Consider the following 20165-nt stretch of genomic DNA (forward strand, 5'->3'; position numbering starts at 1 on the left):
CTCAGATTGATACACCGCAAATGGGCCAGCTCTCTCGCTGGCCCTTGCATTTGGACTAATCAGGCACATTTTGCCCGCCGTTACGCAAAGTCTAGAACGCTCAACGGTAAAGTCTTCGGCGCCTAATGAAGTGCAGATGACGGAGAAACATTCGCCGCCTTGTGCGCAGGATAAAGGGTTGCCCCAATGCTTAGGCACATGGCAACAATTACCGTCACCAACACGTCATTGAAATGTAAGCTAGACGGTAAAAAGTCAATGAAGTAAATGTCGCCCGATAGGATCTCAACTCCTAAAGCTGACTCAATAAAGCGTACTATATCTGACAAATTTGGCGCGACAAGTAAAGCTAACGCCACGCCCACGGTTATTCCTACAACACCATTAATCACGCCTTGCAATATAAAAGTGTTGCGAATTAGGCTGTCTGTCGCCCCCATTGTTTTCAAAATCGCAATAGCGGCCTGCTTATCTCTTACTGCCATCACCAATGAAGAAACAATGTTAAAGCAAGCAACCGCAATAACTAAAGTCAGTGCTATATAAACTACTGCCCTTACCAACTGAATATCGTTATATAAGTGCCCTTGCGTACGAGTCCAGTCAGACATGTAAACCGCCTGCGGATAACTGTAACCGATTTCTCGCATTATGTCGTAGGCCGAAAAAGGGTCGCTTAACGTGAATCGGATCCCTTGCGCAACCGATGTGATTCCTATGGCTTCAGAGGCCATTTGCAAGTGCATAAGACCTAGTTGATTATCCAACTCTCCCCCAACTGATAGCACGCCAGATATGACAAGCGTAATTGAGCGAGGCGCTTTGAAAGTTAAATCTTGCGTTGTTTGAGGAATTAAAATTTGAACAGTGTCTCCAACGTTTAATCCCATCGACGAGAAAATGCCTTTGCCCACTATTAGTCCGTTGTTCTGTGATGCGAACCTCTGCCAATCTTCGCTTGTTATTCTCTCACTATATCTGTGGGCAACGCTCTCTGGAGAGACTCCAGTTACACTTATCGCTTTCAATTCACCTTTCGATTGCAGCATGCCTGTTAACCCTGTGTAAGGCGTAACACTCGCAACTCGGCTGTCTTGAGAAAGACGATAAATCTGCGCTTCTAAATTCTCTATCCCACTTTCACTTTTACTAAATAGTTCACCATGAGGAACCACACTTAAAATACGACTTGTCAGCTCTTTTTCAAATCCGTTCATCACACTAAGCAATACAATAAGGACAAAGCAACCCAGCCCTATTCCAATTGTTGAGGACATTGAAATAAAGGAAATAAAGCGCTGCTGAGAGCGCGTTTTCCTGAAACGCTGAGCTAGTTCAAAGGCGAGCATCTTGTCTCTCCTTGGATAACGTTTCGCTCGCCAACTGACCATCTTTAATTTTAAGGACTCTGTCCATTTTTCTAGCTAACCCAATATCGTGGGTCACTACCACGAAGGCTGTGCCTTTTTTCTCACTTAAACTGGTAAGTAACTTATAGATTTGCTCGCCGGTAGAGTCGTCGAGGTTTCCAGTGGGTTCATCGGCCAGCACTACTGAAGGCGCGGTGACGAGAGCTCGCGCTATTGCAACGCGCTGACGTTCTCCGCCAGACATGGTAGAGGGTAAGTGGTCGACACGGTGCGATAACCCTACTTCCTCTAGCATTTCATGCGCTTTTGCATGGGCAGCTTTTACAGACAAGCCTCGTATCCTCAGAGGCATTGCAACATTTTCTAAAGCGGTAAACTCGCCCAACAAATGATGGAACTGATAAATAAAACCCATTTCGTCATTGCGCAACTTAGCCAACGCATTGCTAGATAGCTTACCAAGAGGTTTGCCGTTAAACTCTACGTCGCCGCTAGTGGGTTTATCTAGACCGCCCAAAATATGTAAAAGTGTACTTTTACCCGATCCAGAGCTGCCCAAAATCGCGACATGTTCGCCGGTTTTTATAGATAATGAGACGTCGTGTAAAACGGGGGTAGCATTGCTGCCATCTTGATAGGTTTTGTTAATATTGCGGCAAATTAGCACGTCCTGCATGCGAGTGTTCTTCTATATTTTCCAGACGGTGAATGGTAGCGCTAAACACTACCAACACCAACCGAAAAATGACAGGGCTAAAGTGTGTTATTGTGTGTTTTGAATGCTTTTGACAAGAGCGCTAACGGTTTGCGGTTTGCCAAACAACCACCCCTGACCAAACCCAATTGTTAACTCTTTTAGTTCGTTGCACTGCTCAATGTTTTCAACACCCTCCGCGATTAAATCAACGTTTAACCCGTCTGCTATGCTCACAATATGAGGGATCAGCGATGAACGAATGCTATTGTCTTCCATGTCCATCACAAAACTGCGATCAATTTTGAGGTAATCACAGTTCAAAACCTTCAACTGGCTTAAATTTGAATAACCAACACCAAAGTCATCAATTGCAAATAAGAATCCTTGGCTCTTTAGCGACTTAATATGTTTAACTGCGCTATGTGTAGCAATTTGCTCATCTTCGGTGATTTCCAATACCAGCTTGAAGTTTTTTGTATTGATTTCAAGGAGGAAGTCTAAGTCCAAACATCCTTCACGGGTAAAGTCGAAAGGAAATAAATTGAACGACACCTTAAACCCTCCGGGGATATCAGGATTCTCGTTAAGTTCCTTCATTGCCGCAGTGATCATCTCTACTGTAAATTCCCACGTCATATCTTGTTCTTTAATTTGGGGAATAAATTCATCGGGATAAATTGGACCAAAGTCATCTTCAAACCGACTCAGTACTTCACAGCCAATTACCTGTCCAGACCTCAAGTCAACAAAGGGCTGGTACAAACAGTAAAATTTGTGCTCGCGTAATCCCTTGCTCACTCTCGATTCTAGTGAACGCCTGTTCCTTAAGTAGTTAAAGCTAAGCATGTGAGTTAGCGCTGCTGTCATCAGCATTATGAAAACAAACAACACGATTTTACCCATATGCAAATCGATGACCCGTCCTTGGTCTGATTTAACTTTTAGGCAGGTTTTTGTATAGCGCTCATCGCATTGCATAAACTGTAATGAAAAAAAGCTTGCACGGTTTTTCAATTCTTTATGACTCAGCGTTGAATCAACCAAATCTGGATTACCGGCCATGTGATAAAACTGCTCGCCGTTGTAAAAAAGCTGCCAATCTTGTGTATAGCTGTACCCAATAACACTATCCATATCTAAGACAGCATTGTAGCGCCCACGCTTAACAATTGTGCCCGTTGCTTGCTTGTCAAAGAGTTCTAGAGGGGTATTTATCCAAAATACGTCGCCAAGCTGTGTATGGAAGTCTGGTTCGGCTTCTTTAACGGGTTCTTTCAAAAGACCTAAATAAGTACTACACAAAAGCTTACCATCTTCATAAAACCCAATTTCTTTTACGAACCGAGAGCGAAACAACGTTTTTCTCATTTCAATGAGGTTATCTATATCGCATTTCTGATATGGCAGCGCGTTAAGATAATCAAGGGTTATCTCAGCATCCCTGAATACCATGCGTACACTATCTAAAATTTCTGAAGCACGGCTTTCTTCTCGTTCTTTAACAAACGTGAATATAGTGATGCCAAGAATCAGTGTTATTGCCACAACGCTTAGTGTTGAAAATCCAATCGCTTTGAGGTTGTCAGTGAAAAAGTACTGTTTTTGGTCGTTTTTGTTCATAAACCTTGTGTAGTTAAACAATTACGACGTAACTCTAGTACAAATTTAGAAAAATACACTACGACTTTAGGGTATGTGGCTGTTTGTTAGATATTTTTATGCTTTGTTGGAAGAATTTAAAAAACGAATAAAGAAAGATATCTGAGGGAAAAATTGGCTTTGCAGCACGAATAAAATCAAAATATACAAATAGCTATTCGTAGCAATGATTTGGCAGATGAAAAATAAAGCTTTCAGAAAAGAAAATTTTTATCCCCGAGGAGGGGAATAGGATTTATGACGTCTCATTAATGGCGGAGCGGACGGGACTCGAACCCGCGACCCCCGGCGTGACAGGCCGGTATTCTAACCAACTGAACTACCGCTCCGCATAATGGGAATGCGCTTTATTCGATTAATGGCGGAGCGGACGGGACTCGAACCCGCGACCCCCGGCGTGACAGGCCGGTATTCTAACCAACTGAACTACCGCTCCACATAATCGAGATTGCGCTGTATAACTAAATGGCGGAGCGGACGGGACTCGAACCCGCGACCCCCGGCGTGACAGGCCGGTATTCTAACCAACTGAACTACCGCTCCGCATAATGGGAATGCGCTTTATTCGATTAATGGCGGAGCGGACGGGACTCGAACCCGCGACCCCCGGCGTGACAGGCCGGTATTCTAACCAACTGAACTACCGCTCCACATCTTCAATGTTATCAGTAAGTTGACTTGGCTGTTGTTGCCCTGTCCCCTGACTGCGGCGCAGATAATACGTATTCCCCTATGTAGAGTCAACGCTTTTTATTAATAAAATTGTCATCTGCGGTTTGTTTGCCTGTTAAATAGGCATTATGTCGAAATAAAATTCAATATGAACAAATTAACAACGCAATCAATTATGCTTATCTCCCTTCACTCAAGCATCATCTTGCTTATTGCGCTTTTTAAACATATTAAGCAGTTTTTTCACCCCTTTTGGTTCTGGTTCCATAGTGAGGTCGGCATCAGTTGTTTGAGGTTTAGGTTTAGTAGCGCTTTCAGCCTTTAGAGATTTTGCCGGCTTTTTACGCAGGACTATTATGACCACTGCCGCTATTGCACCTAAAAGTACAATAGAACCATTAACTGCTACTAAGATAAGAGTAAGCGTATCATCATCCATTCCCTCCTTCGTCACTTCTGACTCAGTAGGGTCGCTTATTGTTGGTGCTGCTGTTAACGGTGTGCTGCCATCAATAATAGGGTCCTCGCTTTCAACTAATGGATCTTCTATCTCAGGTTCAGGAGGGCCTTCTGCTACAAAACTATACTCAGGCACATCTAAAATGAAGTCTCTTCCATCCATGGTCGTACCGTATGCGGTGAGCTTGACTCTGAAAACACCTTCTTCGTAAGCTACAATTAAGTGTTCGCGTGCTTCTGCTCCCCCTTCCGTAAGAGAGAAGTTTTGCATGTCTGTATTCGGAAACTTAATCTTGCCGTCAACAAGCAACGACTCTATATCCACTAACTCACGGTCAACATCAATAATAATTTTGTGATAGCCCTCACCACCACCATCCAGTTCAACGTCAATTACAACTGGATTCTCGTGTAAAACGATAAGCTCGCCAATCTGCTCACGCGTATACATTGGTGTGCTAACACGAAAGGTGGGTTTCCACTCCCCCGCTGGAATTTTTAAATTAAACTGGCCAGTAAAAACACCGTCACCAGGTCGTTCATCCATTCCTCGTCCATCGTCTTTAAACGTGGCGATGCTTTGGTCGCTAGAACCAAAATTCCCATAGTTGGGGTTATTAGTGCTTTTAAACTCAATATCTAAATCTACAACATTCCTAAATTGCTTGTTTTCAATAGGCTTGCCGTTATTTGTAAGGTAGGCAGTAGATTTGAGGATTTCACCAGCGAAAAGAATATTAGGTAAAGGGTCGGCGTGTAATTCTACGTCAGATAACACCATGACACGACTTTGCGGTAAAATTTGCCCTACAGCTTGCCATGGACCAGGCACGGGATTTTTTATCGTGATCATGTCGAAGGTATCAGAGTCGAACCACTGAACCTTCTCTTCATCGACGCGTCCTTGGAACAGTTTCGAGCCATCGGGCCTAACAAGCACGACTGGCGCTGAACCATACTCTCTAAAAAACACCATCGTAATTTCTTCCACGTTGTAATCAACGCGAAAACGGTTTTTTAGCAACTCTATAGAGTTGGTGTATTCGTCACCGAGGTCGGTTAGAGGCGACGTGTCAACGGGTTGATTCGTCGCCTGAGCGCTTTGAACTACGCTGTCAGCTAGTTCCCGAGCAGCATCACGCTCTTCTTCTTGAGATTGCGCCCCTGCGCTTAGGTGTATCAACAATAATGAAAAGACTGTCCATTTCAACCACACTCTCACGCTAAGCTGCTCCTGCCCTGTTACTATTCACATATATCTATTAGGTTATTCACGAGGAGTTAGTTTAAGACACCTCTTCCGGCTTTGGTCGCCATAGGCACTTGCCTCCCGCCTTTTCTACAATATCTAAGCGAGCCTCATGCTGTGTTATCTCATCGGCGGTAGCTTTTATAACCTTTAATTTATTTGCACTACGCTTAACTCTTCGAATTGCCGTAGAGTCAGCATCACTGCCTGAGCTCGACGCTAGCTTAAGTTTGGTTTGACCACCGGTCATCAAGAGATAAACGTCGGCCAGAATTTCAGCGTCCAGCAAAGCCCCGTGAAGAGTACGATGGCTGTTGTCTATACCGTAACGCTTACAAAGTGCGTCAAGGTTGTTTTTCTGCCCCGGATGCATTTGTCGAGCAAGGGTAAGCGTATCGAGTACATCACAAATTTGATGGGTAATTACGCCACTTGTCGACGCTTCCATTTTAAACTCGTGATCCATAAACCCAACGTCAAAGGGCGCGTTGTGGATGACGAGCTGTGCCCCTTTAATGAAATTTACAAACTCTTGAGCAACTTGTGAAAATGTAGGCTTATCAGCAAGGAATTCGTTAGTAATACCGTGAACTTCAATAGCTTCTTGTTCAATATGACGGCCTGGATTGATGTAAACGTGAAAGTGATTCCCCGTCAACCGGCGGTTTACCACTTCTACACAACCAATTTCGATAATGCGGTGGCCTTCTTTGGGATCAATACCAGTGGTTTCAGTATCGAGAACAATTTGGCGCATGGAACCTCTACTATAATTACGCTTTCGTTTTTTGATAGTATATCAACCCCTTCGCAATCCGCTAAGGGAAAAGACAAGTTAAATTAAAGGAAGCGCTGTGGCTCAAAAGACCATTCACATTTACACCGACGGCTCGTGTTTAGGCAACCCTGGACCAGGCGGGTATGGAGCTGTATTGATTTATAAACAGCATAGAAAAGAGTTGAGCGATGGCTTTGCACACACCACCAACAATCGCATGGAATTGCTGGCCCCCATTGAAGCACTAAACAGTTTAAATGAGCCATGTAAGGTTGAGCTAACAACCGACAGTCAGTACGTAAAAAATGGCATCAATCAATGGATCCATAACTGGCGTAAGAATGGCTGGCGTACCGCAGATAAAAAACCAGTTAAAAACGCAGACTTGTGGCAGCGTTTAGACGACGCGGTTAAAAAGCATGAGGTAAATTGGCATTGGGTAAAAGGTCATTCAGGGCACCCCGAAAACGAACGCTGTGATGACCTAGCACGCAAAGCGGCAGAAGCAAAGCCAACCAAGCCGGACGAGGGCTTTGTTGGCAACTAATCAATTACCAAGAGATAACTAACTTGCCTTGTGTGTCGTTATTTTCTAATCGCACATGGGGCTTGTCGATGTCGTCAATGTGGTAATGGGTGTCAATGTTCACCTTTAGTTCTTTATTTTCGAATGCAGGTAAACATACGGTGCTAAAGTCTCTTATCAAATCAGCCTTGTAATCGTCGCTTCGATTCCTAAGCGTTGTACCGATAATTGATGCTCTTTTGCCTAACAACAACGCCATATCCAAGTTATCGGCATATCGACCGGCGAGCATAGCAAGATACACTAACTTGCCATCTTGCTTCAGCACTTTTAGGTTTCGATTTAGATAGTCGCCGGCCACCATATCTAGCACCATATCTACGCCTTCAGGCCACACTTTAGTAAGCACATCATCAAACTGCTGCTGTTTATAGTTAATAAGGTGCTCTGCACCATAATCTTCACAAAGTGTAAGCTTACTCTGGCTTGATGCGGTAACTGCACTGTGTACGCCCCAATATCGACATAACTGAGTTGCAGCAAGCCCCACACCACTCGCACCGCCATGAATTAACGCCCGCTCGGCGGGTTTGATGTGGGCAATAGTGCGTAAACATTGAAATGCGGTTAAAAATACTTCGGCAAGTCCCGCTGCTTCATAAAAAGGCATACCATCAGGAATGAGCATTAAATGGGCAGGGTTAACAATAACTTCAGTGGCATAGCCACCACCCGCCACCAAGCCAAATACTTTATCACCTTCTTTAAATTCACTGACATCGCTGGCAACCTCAGCCACTACACCTGCCACTTCAAGCCCCAAAATTTCGCTTTCACCAGGCGGTGGTGGATACTTCCCTTGGCGCTGAAGCGTATCAGCTCGATTTACACCGAACGCTTTTACATCAACTTTCACTTTTTTGGATGTCAGCGACACCCCTTCACCTTCCTTAACGGTCAGTTCGTCAGGGTTACATCCTTTTTCAAAATCGACATAGAGCATAGTAAAATCCAATTTATTCAACAAAAGCTTGGTTACGTACCATATCAACAATCAGTTCGAGAATCTTCGCGTTTATTCAACACAGACCACATGAAATTGCGTATAATCCCGACCAATTACAATACTGTTTAATACTCATTTATTTAGCACGAGAGCCTTCATGTCAGCACAGGTCATATTACAACCCTCACGAGATAAATCACTTCGCCGTAAACACCCTTGGGTATTTGAAAGTGCGGTAGCTGAACTAAAAGGCCGAGCCCGTGTTGGCGATACGGTAGACGTGTTCGACTCTGAGGGCGACTGGCTAGGTAGAGGCGCATATTCTCCCAATTCTAAAATTCGCGTTCGCATGTGGACGTTCAAGAAAGACGAAAGCATAGACAATGGATTTTTCTTACGCCGACTGGAAACAGCCCTTCGCTTACGTAAGCGTTTGTTTGACCCTAGCAAAACTAACGCGTTTCGCTGGATTGCGTCAGAAAGCGATGGACTGCCGGGGATCACAATCGACCTTTACGACAATGTTGCCGTATTGCAGCTGTTAAGTGCGGGCGGTGAGAAGCACAGAGACAAAATAGTGTGGGCCATTACAAAATTAATGCCTGAGGTACATATTTACGAACGAAGCGATGTCGATGTTCGTAAAAAAGAAGGCTTAGAGCCTGTAACAGGCGTGCTTCATGGTGAGCCACCTATGCAAGTTACCGTTAAAGAAAACGGTATTAACATAGTGGTTGATATTGAAAATGGCCATAAAACAGGGTTTTACTTAGACCAGCGTGACAGTCGTGCTGCCGCAGCCCATTATGCTAAAGATGCCGACGTACTAAACTGTTTTAGCTATACAGGCACTTTTTCATGCTACGCTCTCTCTGGCGGTGCTAAATCGGTAACCAATGTCGATGTATCTCAGCCTGCGTTAGACTTAGCTAAGCATCACGTTGCCATTAATGGCTTAGACGAAGACAAAGCACATTACGTAAACCAAGACGTATTCAAAGCACTTCGCGAATATCATGAGCAAAACAAGCAGTTTGATATGGTTATCTTAGACCCACCAAAGTTTGTTGACAGCAAAGCCACCCTCAATCGTGCCGCACGTGGTTATAAAGACATAAACATGTACGGCATTCATGCCGTGAAATCTGGCGGGTTATTGCTTACCTTTAGCTGTTCTGGCCTGATGCCTGCTGACCTTTTTCAAAAAGTCGTGGCCGATGCAGCACTTGACGCTGGCCGTACTATAAAGATTATCGCACGACTGAATCAAGCTACCGACCACCCTATCATTGGTAGCTACCCAGAAGGCTATTATTTGAAAGGCTTGGTATGTGAAGTAACTGACGAATAAAAAGAAAATAGCGCCTAAACAGTTTATGTTCAGGCGCTTTTCATATTTTTCATTGTACGCTTCAATCTATGATGCCTAATTTTTGAAATGTTTTTAATAGTCTTCAAGAGACGAAAGTTATGTCTTGATTAGATGCCTTCGGAACCAGTACCGACTTCTCTTCGTTCGATTCAATTTTCTTCCACACCAGTTCATGGAAGTAAAACGCCACTGTGTTAATGGCTGGCTCAACTAATGCAACAGCGCCACCAACTACAACGCTGCCGGTAAGTATATATGCAACGGTAAAAGCCACAGAAAAGTGCATAACAGCAAAAGTGATAGTCTTTTTCATAATCTTACCCTCTTTCAATAATTCAGTTCGCTTTAGCAGTTTTTCTGCGTTGTTGAGAATTATCGTTCAGCAGAGCGTCAAATAGAAAACAGAAAAAATCGAACGCGCTGTTCAGTTTATTAAATGAAAGCGACGGTTGAGTATTTTTGGCAGATTAAAGAAGGTCAAAAAAGATGAATACGGTGAGATGCGTTGCCTTTCAACGGGCAAGGCGGCCTTTAACTATAAGGAATAAACACAAAAGGCGAAGTTTTAACCTCGCCCGAAAATCAAATGAACCGGCTACTTCATTTGAGAAATTTCTACGCCAATTATACAGCTAGACTCTGACTCGGGCTCACACCGAACAACCGTAGCCAAAGCAGCTAAAGATGGAATCTGTGAGCTAGAAGACTCAATAGCCACACTTACTTGCGTGCCTACTTCAATAGAAGGCTCATCGACTTCTAATGACATTCCAGTTGCACTAATATCTTTGCACATTGCCTGCATCGTACGGCTCGACTCATCATCAGTTATTTGTAACTGACAAGGCGAATTTACCATCATCCTGAAAAAATTTCGCTTATCGTCGTATCCCAACATCTCTACTTCTCCCGATTTTTAGCATTACGCTGACGACTACATCTGTTGTTATAGGGCGACGGCGATAACTTGTCAATCCAACTGCCCAAATTTTATTCAACAAACTTTAAAAGTAGACGTTGGTCTACCGCCTTAAAAACAATTTTCTGGTTAAGTTTTAAAAGCCCTTCGTCACCCCAGCACGCCCCATTATTGGGAAGCATGCCCGATTAAAACTAAATGCGAAAAACTGGTGCATTAAAAATCGGCAAGATAAAGCGTAATTCGTTTTGCCGAAATCGGATAGGCAGTACCGAGCTGCTGAGCAAACAACGACACTCGAAGCTCTTCAATCATCCAACGTGCATCTTGTAAGCCTTGTGGTACTTTACCCTTAGGATATTTGCCGCACGCTTTTTCCCATTCTTTAATCGACTTTTCTACAGTAGCCTGATGCATTCTGTCTTTATTCGGGTCGATAGGAAGCTTCTCTAGCCGGCGAGCTAAGCCTTTAATATAGCGATTCCAGTCATCTAGCCTACTCTCGCCAATTTCAGATACAAAGCCTGGGAAGACTAACGATGCCAAGTGAGCTTTGCAGTCGCCTAAAGCGTTGATCATAGTCAGGGGTACGTTGCCTTTCATTTGCTTTTGGCATTGATGGGCAAGGGTAAGCCCCTGCTCCACCTGCTTGGCTATCTCTAACACTCTGTCGTTAATGTTTGCACGCGCAATCTCTAAACAGGCATCGAAATCGACTTTGCTGCGAATGTCGGTGTTATTGGTTTTGCAGTAATCACTGACAATGGCGTCGATCCCCGCAAAAATACAATCATCAATTAATGCTTTCACTTGCCCAAATGGATTGAAATACAAACCCAGTTTGGCTTTGTTAGGTAATTTGCTTTGCAAATAATTAAGCGGCGACGGCATCGCGTTCTTGATCAAGACATTCACGCCTTGCTTGTGCAGCACTTGGGCCTTATCTGCCTCTTCAATTAACGCAATATCTACCTTATCACCCTTTTGCACCAGAGCCGGGAACGCCTGAACTTCAAACCCGCCAACTTTCTGCACAAAGGTTTCTGGCAAGCTTTCGAAATCCCATTGTTCTATGTTATTTCGCTCTAATTCCGGTGTTGCGGCTTTCTCAAAGGTTTGCTTCACCTGCCCTGCACACTGCTGTTTAAGCGCGTGCAGGTCGTCACCTTTGGCAATATCATCACCATTGTCATTAACTACCGCGAAGTGCATTTTTAAATGCTTATCAAGCTGATCTAAATTCCACTCTTCGCTTTCAATAATAACGCCTGTCATTTTGCGTAACTTATCGGTTACAGCTTCAAGCAAAGGCACCGGACGGTTGTTCTTATCCGTTTCACTGATATCAGCAAGACATGCTTCAGCAAAGTTGGGCGCAGGCACAAAGTTACGGCGCAAACGTTTAGGCAAGGTTTTAATTAACCCCACAATTAGGTCGTGCCTTAGCCCCGGCACCAACCAATCAAAACCTACGTTATCGACCTGATTGAGCACAGGCAATGGAATTACCACGGTAACGCCATCGTCTACTGCGTTAGGTTCAAAGTTATAGCGAAGCGGCAGCGTAATATTGCCCTGACGCCATACATCTGGAAACGCGTTTGCTACCGATTGCCCCGGCTGCTGGCGATATACGTCTTCTTCTTTGAAGGTTAAACTGTCGTTGCTTCCGTGTTGCTTAAACCACTTCTTAAATTCCGCGTCGTTATTGGCTTCAACCGGAATACGTTTCGCGTAAAAGCTAACAAGCTCTTCGTCATCAACTATCAAATCGCGGCGACGGGTCTTTTGTTCAAATTCGTCTGCCTGCTCAAGCAGTGCCTGATTTTCCTGTAAGAAGCTGTAATTTAGCTTTGTATTGCCCTCAACTAACGCTTCGCGAATAAAAAGCTCGTGGCAAATTGGCGGGTCGATAAGGCTGTAAACCTTCGCACGCTTCATCACTATGGGTAGCCCGAACAAGGTAACCTTTTCAAAGGCAATCACCGCGCCGCGTTTCTTCGACCAGTGTGGCTCTGAATAGCTTCTTTGCACAACATGCTCGGCCAAGAGCTCTACCCATGCTGGGTCTATTTTTGCCACCATACGAGCAAATAGCTTAGAGGTTTCTACAAGCTCGGCTGCCATTACCCATTTTGGCTGAGATTTTGATAATCCCGAACCCGGGAAAATGAGAAAGCGCGAGTTACGCGAGCCCATATACTCGCGTTCTTTGTCTTTAAAACCCATGTGCGACAGCAAACCGCTGGCAATGGCTTGGTGAATAGCTTGATAGTCGGCTTCTTGTTTTGAAATGCCAAAACCCAGTTCGGCAATAGATTTTTTGAGCTGGCTAACAATATCTTGCCATTCGCGCATACGTAAGTAGTTGATGAAATTCTGTTTACACCATTTGCGTAGTTGATTTTGACTCAGCGCGTTTTGCTGCTCTCTAAACGCCACCCACAAATTGTAAAGGCTGATAAAGTCAGAGTCTTTATCGTGGTATTCGCTGTGCTTCTCGTCTGCTTGTTGACGTTTCTCTTGTGGACGCTCTCGCGGATCTTGAATTGATAAACCCGCCGCAATCACCATGACTTCGCTAAGCGCATTAGTGCGCTCAGCTTCAATCACCATGCGCGCATAGCGAGGGTCGATAGGCAATCGTGCCACTTGACGACCTAATGGAGTGAGCTGCATTTTGCCGCTTTGCTTGGTCTTTCGGTTATCTTTGCCTTTCGCGATAGCTTGAATTTCTTCAAGTAAGCGGAAACCATCATTAATATTGCGATTATCCGGCGGCTGTACAAACGGAAAAGCGGCGATATCGCCTAACCCTAAAGCAAGCATTTGCAAAATAACCGACGCTAAGTTGGTTCGTAGGATCTCTGGGTCAGTAAATTCTGGGCGGCCTAAATAGTCATCTTCACTATAAAGGCGAATACAAATACCGTCAGACACACGGCCGCATCGCCCTGCCCGCTGATTCGCTGACGCTTGAGAGATGGGCTCAATAGGCAATCGCTGTACTTTACTTCTGGCGCTGTAGCGTGAAATACGGGCAAATCCAGGGTCGATGACGTATTTAATGCCAGGTACCGTAAGCGAGGTCTCTGCCACGTTGGTGGCAAGTACAATGCGTCTGCCGCTGTGAGATTGAAATATGCGGTTTTGCTCTGCCGCCGACAACCTCGCGTACAGTGGAACAATCTCAGTGTTGCGATAATGCTGTTTGCTCAAGGCATCTTGGGTGTCTCGAATCTCGCGCTCTCCGCTTAAGAACACTAAGATATCGCCCGGCGCTTCACGCATTAGCTCGTCGACAGCGTTTACGATGGCATCGCTTTGATCAATATCGTCATCATTATCTTCTGGCGCGTGGTAACGGATCTCTACCGGATAAGTACGTCCGCTCACTTCAATAATCGGCGCATTATTAAAGTGTTTAGAAAAACGCTCTGGGTCGATGGTGGCCGAGGTTATGATAAGTTTTAAGTCAGGCCGCTTGTCTAAAAGCTGACGAAGATAGCCCAGTAAGAAGTCAATATTAAGGCTTCGCTCGTGGGCTTCATCAATGATGATAGTATCGTACTGATTCAAGAAGCGGTCTTGCTGCATTTCTGCTAGCAGCATACCGTCGGTCATAAGCTTAACGTAGCTTCGCTCGCTTACCTGATCGCTAAAGCGAATTTTAAAACCCACCTTTTCGCCAAGTGGCGTGTTGAGCTCTTCAGCAATACGCGTAGCTACGCTTCGCGCCGCTAATCGTCTTGGCTGGGTATGGGCAATCATGCCATTTACACCGCGACCCAATTCTAAGCATATCTTGGGTAGCTGTGTAGTTTTACCCGACCCTGTCTCACCGGCAACAATAACCACCTGATTGTTAGCTATTGCTTCTTTTATGTCTTCTTTTTTATCGCTTACCGGCAGCGGCGGATATTCCACGTTAGGCAGATTGTCTTTGCGCCAATTGCGCTTTTCTATTGATGAATTAATGTCGCCTTCCAGCTTTTCAAACTGTGCTTTTAAGCTTTCTTCGCTGTAAGTGTTATCCTTTTTTGAGCCAATAGGCTTAGTTTTGTTTTTCTCTGCGTCTTTTCCTTCAACACTCGATGCATTATTTACTTTTTGCGCAAGCTGCGTAATGCGGCGCTTTAAGCGAAATTTATCAGCGCTTAAGCATTCATCAAGTTTGTTATAAAGAGGTTTTATTGCAAGTGGTGAAGACAAAGTGACATCCTAAAGCGTGTTTCTAATCATCAATAAAATTCGGGCGGTGATCCTAGAAGATACCGCCCTAAAAAGCCAGTGTGTTAAGCGTTACGAGAATTTAAGCGCTTTGGGTTAATTCATCGTTCTGCATGGTTTTAAAACGGGGAAATCCAAACCAAATGGCCGCCACACCAAATACAAAGATAAGCATGGGATACCAGCAATATGGCGTAATGGCCAACGGTGAAATACCCACTATGGCTGCTGCACTTAAAAGCTGGGCACCGTAAGGCACCAAACCTTGAAAACTACATGAAAAAATATCTAAAAGTGATGCTGTACGCCGTGGGTCAACGCCGTATTTCTCATTAAGGTCTTTAGCAATTGGGCCCGCGGTAACAATCGCAATGGTGTTGTTCGCCGTTGTAATGTCTAAAAAGCTGACCAAGCCAGCAATACTAAACTCAGCGCCTTTCTTTGACGTAACTTTACGGGTTAAGCGCTCAATTAACCAGGTTATACCGCCGTTAGCATGCATCAGCGCCACAATGCCGCCAATGGTAATGGCAATCATGGCTAAGTCTTGCATCCAGCCCATACCTTTTTGAATGCTTTGCATCATTGTTAGTGGCGTAAAGCTGCCCTGGACCAAGCCCACTAAACATGCACTGGCAATACCCACTGCAAGCACGCTTATTACGTTAAACCCTGTCAGCGCAAAAGCGATAATGCATAAGTACGGTGCTATGCGCCAAAAATCGTAGCTGCCGCCTTCAACAATACCTAAGGTATCAACATCGACCATAAGCAACAATGCCATAGTGACAATACACGCTGGTACGGCAACCATTAAATTCGCTTTAAACTTGTCTTTTAGCTGTACGCCTTGGGTTCGTGTCGCTGCAATGGTGGTGTCTGAAACAAACGAGAGATTATCACCAAACATAGCGCCCCCCACTACAATGCCTAGCGCCATTTCCACCGGCAGCCCAAGGCTTGTAGCAAGTCCAGCACCTATGGGCGAGAGTGCGGTAACGGTGCCCATAGACGTGCCCATAGAAAATGAAATGAAACAGCAAATTAAAAACAGACCGGGAAGTATCAGTGCAGAAGGCACAAATTGAAGGGCCATATTTACCGTTGCATCGCGAGCGCCAATATCGATAGTCACCGCGTAAAACGCGCCAGCAAGTAAGAAAATGAGCACTAGCAGAATGATGTTCTTATCCCCACCACCTTTGCAAAATGTTTGTACCTTTTCAGAGAAACTGACTTTCTTGTCCTTCGGATTCAAACATAAGCCATACCCGGCACTTATAAAGAACGCCACCAAAATAGGCATCGCGGTAATATCATTGGTCGTGATACCCGTTACTACAACAAGGATCACGAACAGTAAAATAGGCGTTAAGCCTAAAGGGTTTGGAGTTATCGGCTTTGCTGCAATGCCATTATTTTCCTGCACAGAACACTCTCTTCTTGTTTGATAGCTTGGTTGGACGTAGTAAAAAGGCTGCGTAAAAATGGCCAAAGTTCTGGCTGAGAATGCGCATAAAGCTTAAACAGGGTCATGTTAAGGCGTTTATACACTGTTTAAAGCTAAAGCGAGAAAGGATAAAAGTTTTTATCCAGGTTGAAAAGGAAATTGGCACAGTTTATACAAGGCTTTCTGTTCTATGAAAGATAAAGTGGCAAGCTATACAGAGGTGCGGCGCTTTTGTTTGGTTAAATAGCCACGTCACGAAGAGTAAGTGATAACTCGTTAGCCAAAGTGAAGATGTGAGATTTGTGATTGCACCGCCAAATCACCTAAGCGGACATATTCTCGATTAGTAATTGTTCTTTCAATAGAGACTGTTTAACACGCTAACAAGCGAAAAAATACAATGCTTGTTAACGTGTAACATCTCAAATGAATTTAGCCTGCGCGTTGATATCCATCGTGCAACTGCACGTCAATTGCACGAAGTACTTCCGTTCGGTTAATTGTGCCTAACAGCACGCCATCATCATCCACTACCGGATAAACACGTGGCTTTTCTTCTAATAACATTTGCGCCAGCTCGATCACTGACATGTAAGGTTTAATTGAAAGCACAGGCGTCCTCATGATTTCACCTACCCTACAAATCTGCTCTCTGTAATAACTTGACGCAATCATCTGAGCAATACAATCTTGTTCAGATAAAAAGCCAACTACTTTCCCTTTATTATCGAGTACTGGACCACCACTTTGCCCACTGGCTAGCAACACCTCGACCGCCTGAGCTACAGGCATGTCAATATTAAGCTTCACCGGATGAGTATTCATATAATCACTGACTTGCAACGATTCCATTTTCATTTCTCCAGCCGTGGCGCCTAATGTGACCTATATTGCTAACTATTGACGATACGGCACTTCAAATATTTTAACCACATGTGAAAGCTATTCCCCCACACTTAAAGATTAGACGCTTACGCGTTGACTAGCCAGAAAAATGAGCATTTTGACAGCATTTAGTTTTTGTAAATTGCAACTGTAACTTTACCCCCTTTACTCACGCTAGCTCGGTACATACCAGCTGAGTTAAAAGGCATTGCAATATTTCCTTTACTATCAATGGCTATCACGCCTCCTTCCCCACCAGCGTTAACTAATACCTCATTCACCACTGTATTTGCAGCATCGTCTAAAGTTAACCCTTGGTATTTCATGCGGGCGCAAATATCTGCAGCAACATTGTATCGAATAAAGTATTCGCCATGCCCTGTCGCAGAAACGGCGCAACTTTCATTGTCGGCAAACGTACCTGCACCTATGACAGGGGAATCGCCTATACGCCCGTATCGCTTCGCAGTCATTCCACCTGTTGACGTTCCGGCTACGATATTACCTTCGCTATCTAATACCACCGCCCCCACTGTTCCAAAGCGTTCATTGCCTTGCTGTGTGCCATACCCATTAGACGCTTGCTGCATACGCGCTTTAACTCTATCCAGTGCTTGCTTACGAAACTCGGTATCAAACACGGTATTCTCTACCTGCTCTAGGCCATTTTCTTCTGCAAAGCTTTCTGCACCTTCACCCGAAAGCATCACATGTGGCGATTCGTTCATAACCAATAACGCAGCTTCAATAGGGCTTCGTATTGTTTTTACTCCAGCTACTGCGCCGGCATTTTTGTTGCCACCGTGCATTATTGACGCGTCTAATTCATGTTCACCATCAAAAGTGTAAACGGCACCTATGCCCGCATTAAACAATGGCGATGTTTCAAGAATTTTAATAGTTTCGACTACCGCGACTTCTCCTTTTCGCCCTTCCTGTAACAGCGAATAACCATGCTTAACGGCTTTAGCTAACACGTTCTTATAGGCCGCTTCTTTCTGTGGCGTCATGGATGACTTTAAAATAGTGCCGGCCCCGCCGTGTATAGCTATGGCAACGTTCGATTTTTTCTGAAGCGTTTCAGCTGCTTGGGCAGCATTGCTTAACTGCATAGATGCTGCGATAACTGTACTAAGCGCAGCAAAGGTGTGACGAAACACCGCTTTTTTACGGATAAGGAAATGATTCAACGGGTTTACTCCAAATAGCAGTTTGATAACGACGATTAATCTTCAAATAGCAAACTAATTACTACGCGAAAATTGCCAGTTGCTAAACCTAACATGACACAATTTACGAAGGTTATCTAGGTTACCTCATGTAGGTCCAAGTCTCGCTAAAAGAAGAGCTGATTACGTATCGCCTATATAAACAGCAGTATTTGGTATTCAAATTTTTGCGGTGTACACTGCACACATTATTCAATTTATTACGCAACGGTGGTTATGCACACACCTACATTTTTGTGGCACGATTTTGAGACATTTGGCACTAGCCCACAAAAAGATCTCCCCTGCCAATTCGCAGCAGTAAGAACGGATATGGATCTAAATGTGATTGGCAAACCTATCAACATCATGAGCGCCATAGCCAACGATTACTTACCTCATCCTGAAGCCTGCTTAGTAACGGGTATTACACCTCAACAAACATTAAGAGATGGCAGTAACGAAGCTGATTTTGCTGCACGCATCTATCAAGAAATGTCGGTATCTAATACATGTAGCGTGGGCTTTAACAGTATCCGGTTTGATGATGAAGTTTCGCGTTATTTGTTTTACCGTAACTTCTACGCCCCTTATTCACGTGAATGGCGCAATGGCAATAGTCGTTGGGACATTATCGATGTAGCTAGAGCGTGCTATGCACTAAGGCCTGAAGGTATCAACTGGCCTTTACGAGAAGATGGTGCGCCGAGTTTCAAACTTGAAGCACTATGTGCTGCAAATAACATTGGCCATGAAAATGCGCACGACGCTTTGAGTGATGTTTACGCTACGATTGCTTTTGCCAAGCTGATTAAAGAAAAGCAGCCAAAGTTGTTCGAGTATGCACTTTCTTTACGCAGTAAGCATACAGTTATGCAAAAAATTGACGTGAGTAAACCGTCTGTGCTGCTACATATATCATCAAAGTTACCTGCTTCTCAGGGCTGCTGTACGTGGGTAATGCCAGTAGCAAAGCACCCGACAAATGGAAACGCCTTTATTGCCATCGATTTGTCTCACAATATCGAAAGCCTGATAAACGACACGCCGGAAGAAATTCGACAGGCTTTGTATGCTCCTTCAGATACATTTGACGATGCGCTAGAGCGCCCCGGACTTAAATTAATTCATGTTAATCGCTCACCCTTCATTACTACGGCAAAGGCGATGACAGAGGAAAACGCTGAGCGCCTTGGTCTAAACCGAGAGCGCTGTTTAGCTAACTATAAAATGCTTGCTGCTATGCCCGACCTTGGGGCTAAGCTTTTTGAAGTATATAACGAAGAAACTTTGGTAAGTGAACAAGATATTGACTACGCGCTTTACAGCGGTGGATTTCTTAATGATGAAGAGAGGCGTTGGTGTGAGAGCGTTATTAATACACAACCAAATGACTTAGCGATATTGGCTGAAAAAACGCAGCACGAAGGGCTAAGAAAACAACTATTTCGCTATCGCGCGCGCAACTTTCCCAACACACTTACCGCAGATGAAATGACAAAATGGCAGTATCACCGACAAGCACGTCTTACCGATCCCGCCTTTAGCGGTTCGATAACGCTCGACAGTTTTATGATGCGACTGGAAGCGTTGGCACACGAGCACAGTGAAAACCCTGAAAAACAGGCAATACTACGTGCACTATATCAGTATGCGGAAAATCTTTGACGAGGCTACTAGAACGT

General features: G+C 44.4%; 15 protein-coding genes and 4 tRNA genes. 3 read left to right on the top strand and 16 right to left on the bottom strand.

The window, feature by feature from the left end; genetic code table 11:
- Positions 1-122 precede the first annotated feature (122 nt).
- The 9 genes from ACHUFN_RS01890 to dnaQ all read right to left on the bottom strand — a co-directional run bounded on the left by ACHUFN_RS01890 (position 123) and on the right by dnaQ (position 6863).
- Entirely contained in the window at positions 123-1349 is a 1227-nt protein-coding gene (locus ACHUFN_RS01890; RefSeq protein WP_394220630.1) for a lipoprotein-releasing ABC transporter permease subunit, read from the bottom strand.
- Positions 1336-2046: a lipoprotein-releasing ABC transporter ATP-binding protein LolD gene (gene lolD / locus ACHUFN_RS01895; RefSeq protein WP_394220631.1), complete on the bottom strand. Its 711-nt coding sequence runs from the start codon at positions 2044-2046 to the stop codon at positions 1336-1338. Before lolD ends, ACHUFN_RS01890 begins: the two co-directional genes overlap by 14 nt.
- 87 nt (positions 2047-2133) lie before the next feature.
- A complete protein-coding gene (locus ACHUFN_RS01900) occupies positions 2134-3687 on the bottom strand; it encodes an EAL domain-containing protein (protein ID WP_394220632.1) in 1554 nt (517 codons plus the stop codon).
- Between the two features lie 291 nt (positions 3688-3978).
- A tRNA-Asp gene (locus tag ACHUFN_RS01905) sits at positions 3979-4055 on the bottom strand.
- A 30-nt stretch (positions 4056-4085) separates the two neighbouring features.
- A tRNA-Asp gene (locus tag ACHUFN_RS01910) sits at positions 4086-4162 on the bottom strand.
- 30 nt (positions 4163-4192) lie between these two features.
- Positions 4193-4269: transfer RNA gene (locus tag ACHUFN_RS01915), tRNA-Asp, on the bottom strand.
- A gap of 30 nt (positions 4270-4299) precedes the next feature.
- Positions 4300-4376 (bottom strand) — tRNA-Asp (locus tag ACHUFN_RS01920).
- 215 nt (positions 4377-4591) lie between these two features.
- A complete protein-coding gene (locus ACHUFN_RS01925; RefSeq protein WP_394220633.1) occupies positions 4592-6079 on the bottom strand; it encodes a TIGR03503 family protein in 1488 nt (495 codons plus the stop codon).
- A 64-nt stretch (positions 6080-6143) separates the two neighbouring features.
- Complete coding sequence (gene dnaQ, locus ACHUFN_RS01930) at positions 6144-6863, bottom strand: DNA polymerase III subunit epsilon (protein ID WP_394220634.1); 720 nt, start codon at positions 6861-6863, stop codon at positions 6144-6146.
- 97 nt (positions 6864-6960) lie between these two features.
- Here dnaQ and rnhA point away from each other — a divergent pair, with 97 nt between their 5' ends.
- Complete coding sequence (gene rnhA / locus ACHUFN_RS01935) at positions 6961-7431, top strand: ribonuclease HI (protein ID WP_394220635.1); 471 nt, start codon at positions 6961-6963, stop codon at positions 7429-7431.
- A gap of 4 nt (positions 7432-7435) precedes the next feature.
- On the opposite strand, the gene ACHUFN_RS01940 is transcribed toward rnhA, so the two are convergent.
- Positions 7436-8413: an NAD(P)H-quinone oxidoreductase gene (locus ACHUFN_RS01940; protein ID WP_394220636.1), complete on the bottom strand. Its 978-nt coding sequence runs from the start codon at positions 8411-8413 to the stop codon at positions 7436-7438.
- Positions 8414-8573: 160 nt separating this feature from the next.
- Here ACHUFN_RS01940 and ACHUFN_RS01945 point away from each other — a divergent pair, with 160 nt between their 5' ends.
- On the top strand, positions 8574-9767 hold the full coding sequence (locus ACHUFN_RS01945; protein WP_394220637.1) for a class I SAM-dependent rRNA methyltransferase: 1194 nt from the start codon (positions 8574-8576) through the stop codon (positions 9765-9767).
- A 103-nt stretch (positions 9768-9870) separates the two neighbouring features.
- On the opposite strand, the gene ACHUFN_RS01950 is transcribed toward ACHUFN_RS01945, so the two are convergent.
- The 6 genes from ACHUFN_RS01950 to ACHUFN_RS01975 all read right to left on the bottom strand — a co-directional run bounded on the left by ACHUFN_RS01950 (position 9871) and on the right by ACHUFN_RS01975 (position 18384).
- Positions 9871-10101: a DUF2061 domain-containing protein gene (locus ACHUFN_RS01950; RefSeq protein WP_394220638.1), complete on the bottom strand. Its 231-nt coding sequence runs from the start codon at positions 10099-10101 to the stop codon at positions 9871-9873.
- Positions 10102-10383: 282 nt separating this feature from the next.
- Positions 10384-10686 (bottom strand): PilZ domain-containing protein, encoded by a 303-nt coding sequence (locus ACHUFN_RS01955; RefSeq protein WP_015067025.1) that lies wholly within the window; start codon positions 10684-10686, stop codon positions 10384-10386.
- Positions 10687-10923: 237 nt separating this feature from the next.
- Positions 10924-14919 carry an ATP-dependent RNA helicase HrpA gene (gene hrpA / locus ACHUFN_RS01960; protein WP_394220639.1) on the bottom strand — a complete coding sequence of 1332 codons (3996 nt, stop codon included), beginning with the start codon at positions 14917-14919 and terminating at the stop codon, positions 10924-10926.
- A gap of 100 nt (positions 14920-15019) precedes the next feature.
- Positions 15020-16366, bottom strand: a complete 1347-nt coding sequence (locus tag ACHUFN_RS01965; protein ID WP_394220640.1) for a Na+/H+ antiporter NhaC family protein — start codon at positions 16364-16366, stop codon at positions 15020-15022.
- A gap of 453 nt (positions 16367-16819) precedes the next feature.
- A complete protein-coding gene (locus ACHUFN_RS01970; protein WP_394220641.1) occupies positions 16820-17239 on the bottom strand; it encodes a CBS domain-containing protein in 420 nt (139 codons plus the stop codon).
- Positions 17240-17400: 161 nt separating this feature from the next.
- Entirely contained in the window at positions 17401-18384 is a 984-nt protein-coding gene (locus ACHUFN_RS01975; RefSeq protein ID WP_394221030.1) for an isoaspartyl peptidase/L-asparaginase family protein, read from the bottom strand.
- Between the two features lie 333 nt (positions 18385-18717).
- Here ACHUFN_RS01975 and sbcB point away from each other — a divergent pair, with 333 nt between their 5' ends.
- A complete protein-coding gene (gene sbcB / locus ACHUFN_RS01980) occupies positions 18718-20148 on the top strand; it encodes an exodeoxyribonuclease I (RefSeq protein WP_394220642.1) in 1431 nt (476 codons plus the stop codon).
- Positions 20149-20165 lie beyond the last annotated feature (17 nt).

The organism is Alteromonas gracilis, from assembly GCF_043642145.1.
GTDB classification, from domain to species: Bacteria; Pseudomonadota; Gammaproteobacteria; order Enterobacterales; family Alteromonadaceae; genus Alteromonas; species Alteromonas gracilis_B.

Excerpts from the sequence above, each read along its gene's own strand:
- ACHUFN_RS01940 (WP_394220636.1), bottom strand. The coding sequence starts at position 8,413 with ATGCTCTATGTCGATTTTGAAAAAGGATGTAACCCTGACGAACTGACC.
- ACHUFN_RS01890 (WP_394220630.1), bottom strand. The coding sequence starts at position 1,349 with ATGCTCGCCTTTGAACTAGCTCAGCGTTTCAGGAAAACGCGCTCTCAG.
- ACHUFN_RS01950 (WP_394220638.1), bottom strand. The coding sequence starts at position 10,101 with ATGAAAAAGACTATCACTTTTGCTGTTATGCACTTTTCTGTGGCTTTT.
- ACHUFN_RS01970 (WP_394220641.1), bottom strand. The coding sequence starts at position 17,239 with ATGGAATCGTTGCAAGTCAGTGATTATATGAATACTCATCCGGTGAAG.
- ACHUFN_RS01945 (WP_394220637.1), top strand. The coding sequence starts at position 8,574 with ATGTCAGCACAGGTCATATTACAACCCTCACGAGATAAATCACTTCGC.
- ACHUFN_RS01955 (WP_015067025.1), bottom strand. The coding sequence starts at position 10,686 with ATGTTGGGATACGACGATAAGCGAAATTTTTTCAGGATGATGGTAAAT.
- sbcB (WP_394220642.1), top strand. The coding sequence starts at position 18,718 with ATGCACACACCTACATTTTTGTGGCACGATTTTGAGACATTTGGCACT.
- lolD (WP_394220631.1), bottom strand. The coding sequence starts at position 2,046 with ATGCAGGACGTGCTAATTTGCCGCAATATTAACAAAACCTATCAAGAT.
- dnaQ (WP_394220634.1), bottom strand. The coding sequence starts at position 6,863 with ATGCGCCAAATTGTTCTCGATACTGAAACCACTGGTATTGATCCCAAA.
- ACHUFN_RS01900 (WP_394220632.1), bottom strand. The coding sequence starts at position 3,687 with ATGAACAAAAACGACCAAAAACAGTACTTTTTCACTGACAACCTCAAA.
- ACHUFN_RS01975 (WP_394221030.1), bottom strand. The coding sequence starts at position 18,384 with ATGCAGTTAAGCAATGCTGCCCAAGCAGCTGAAACGCTTCAGAAAAAA.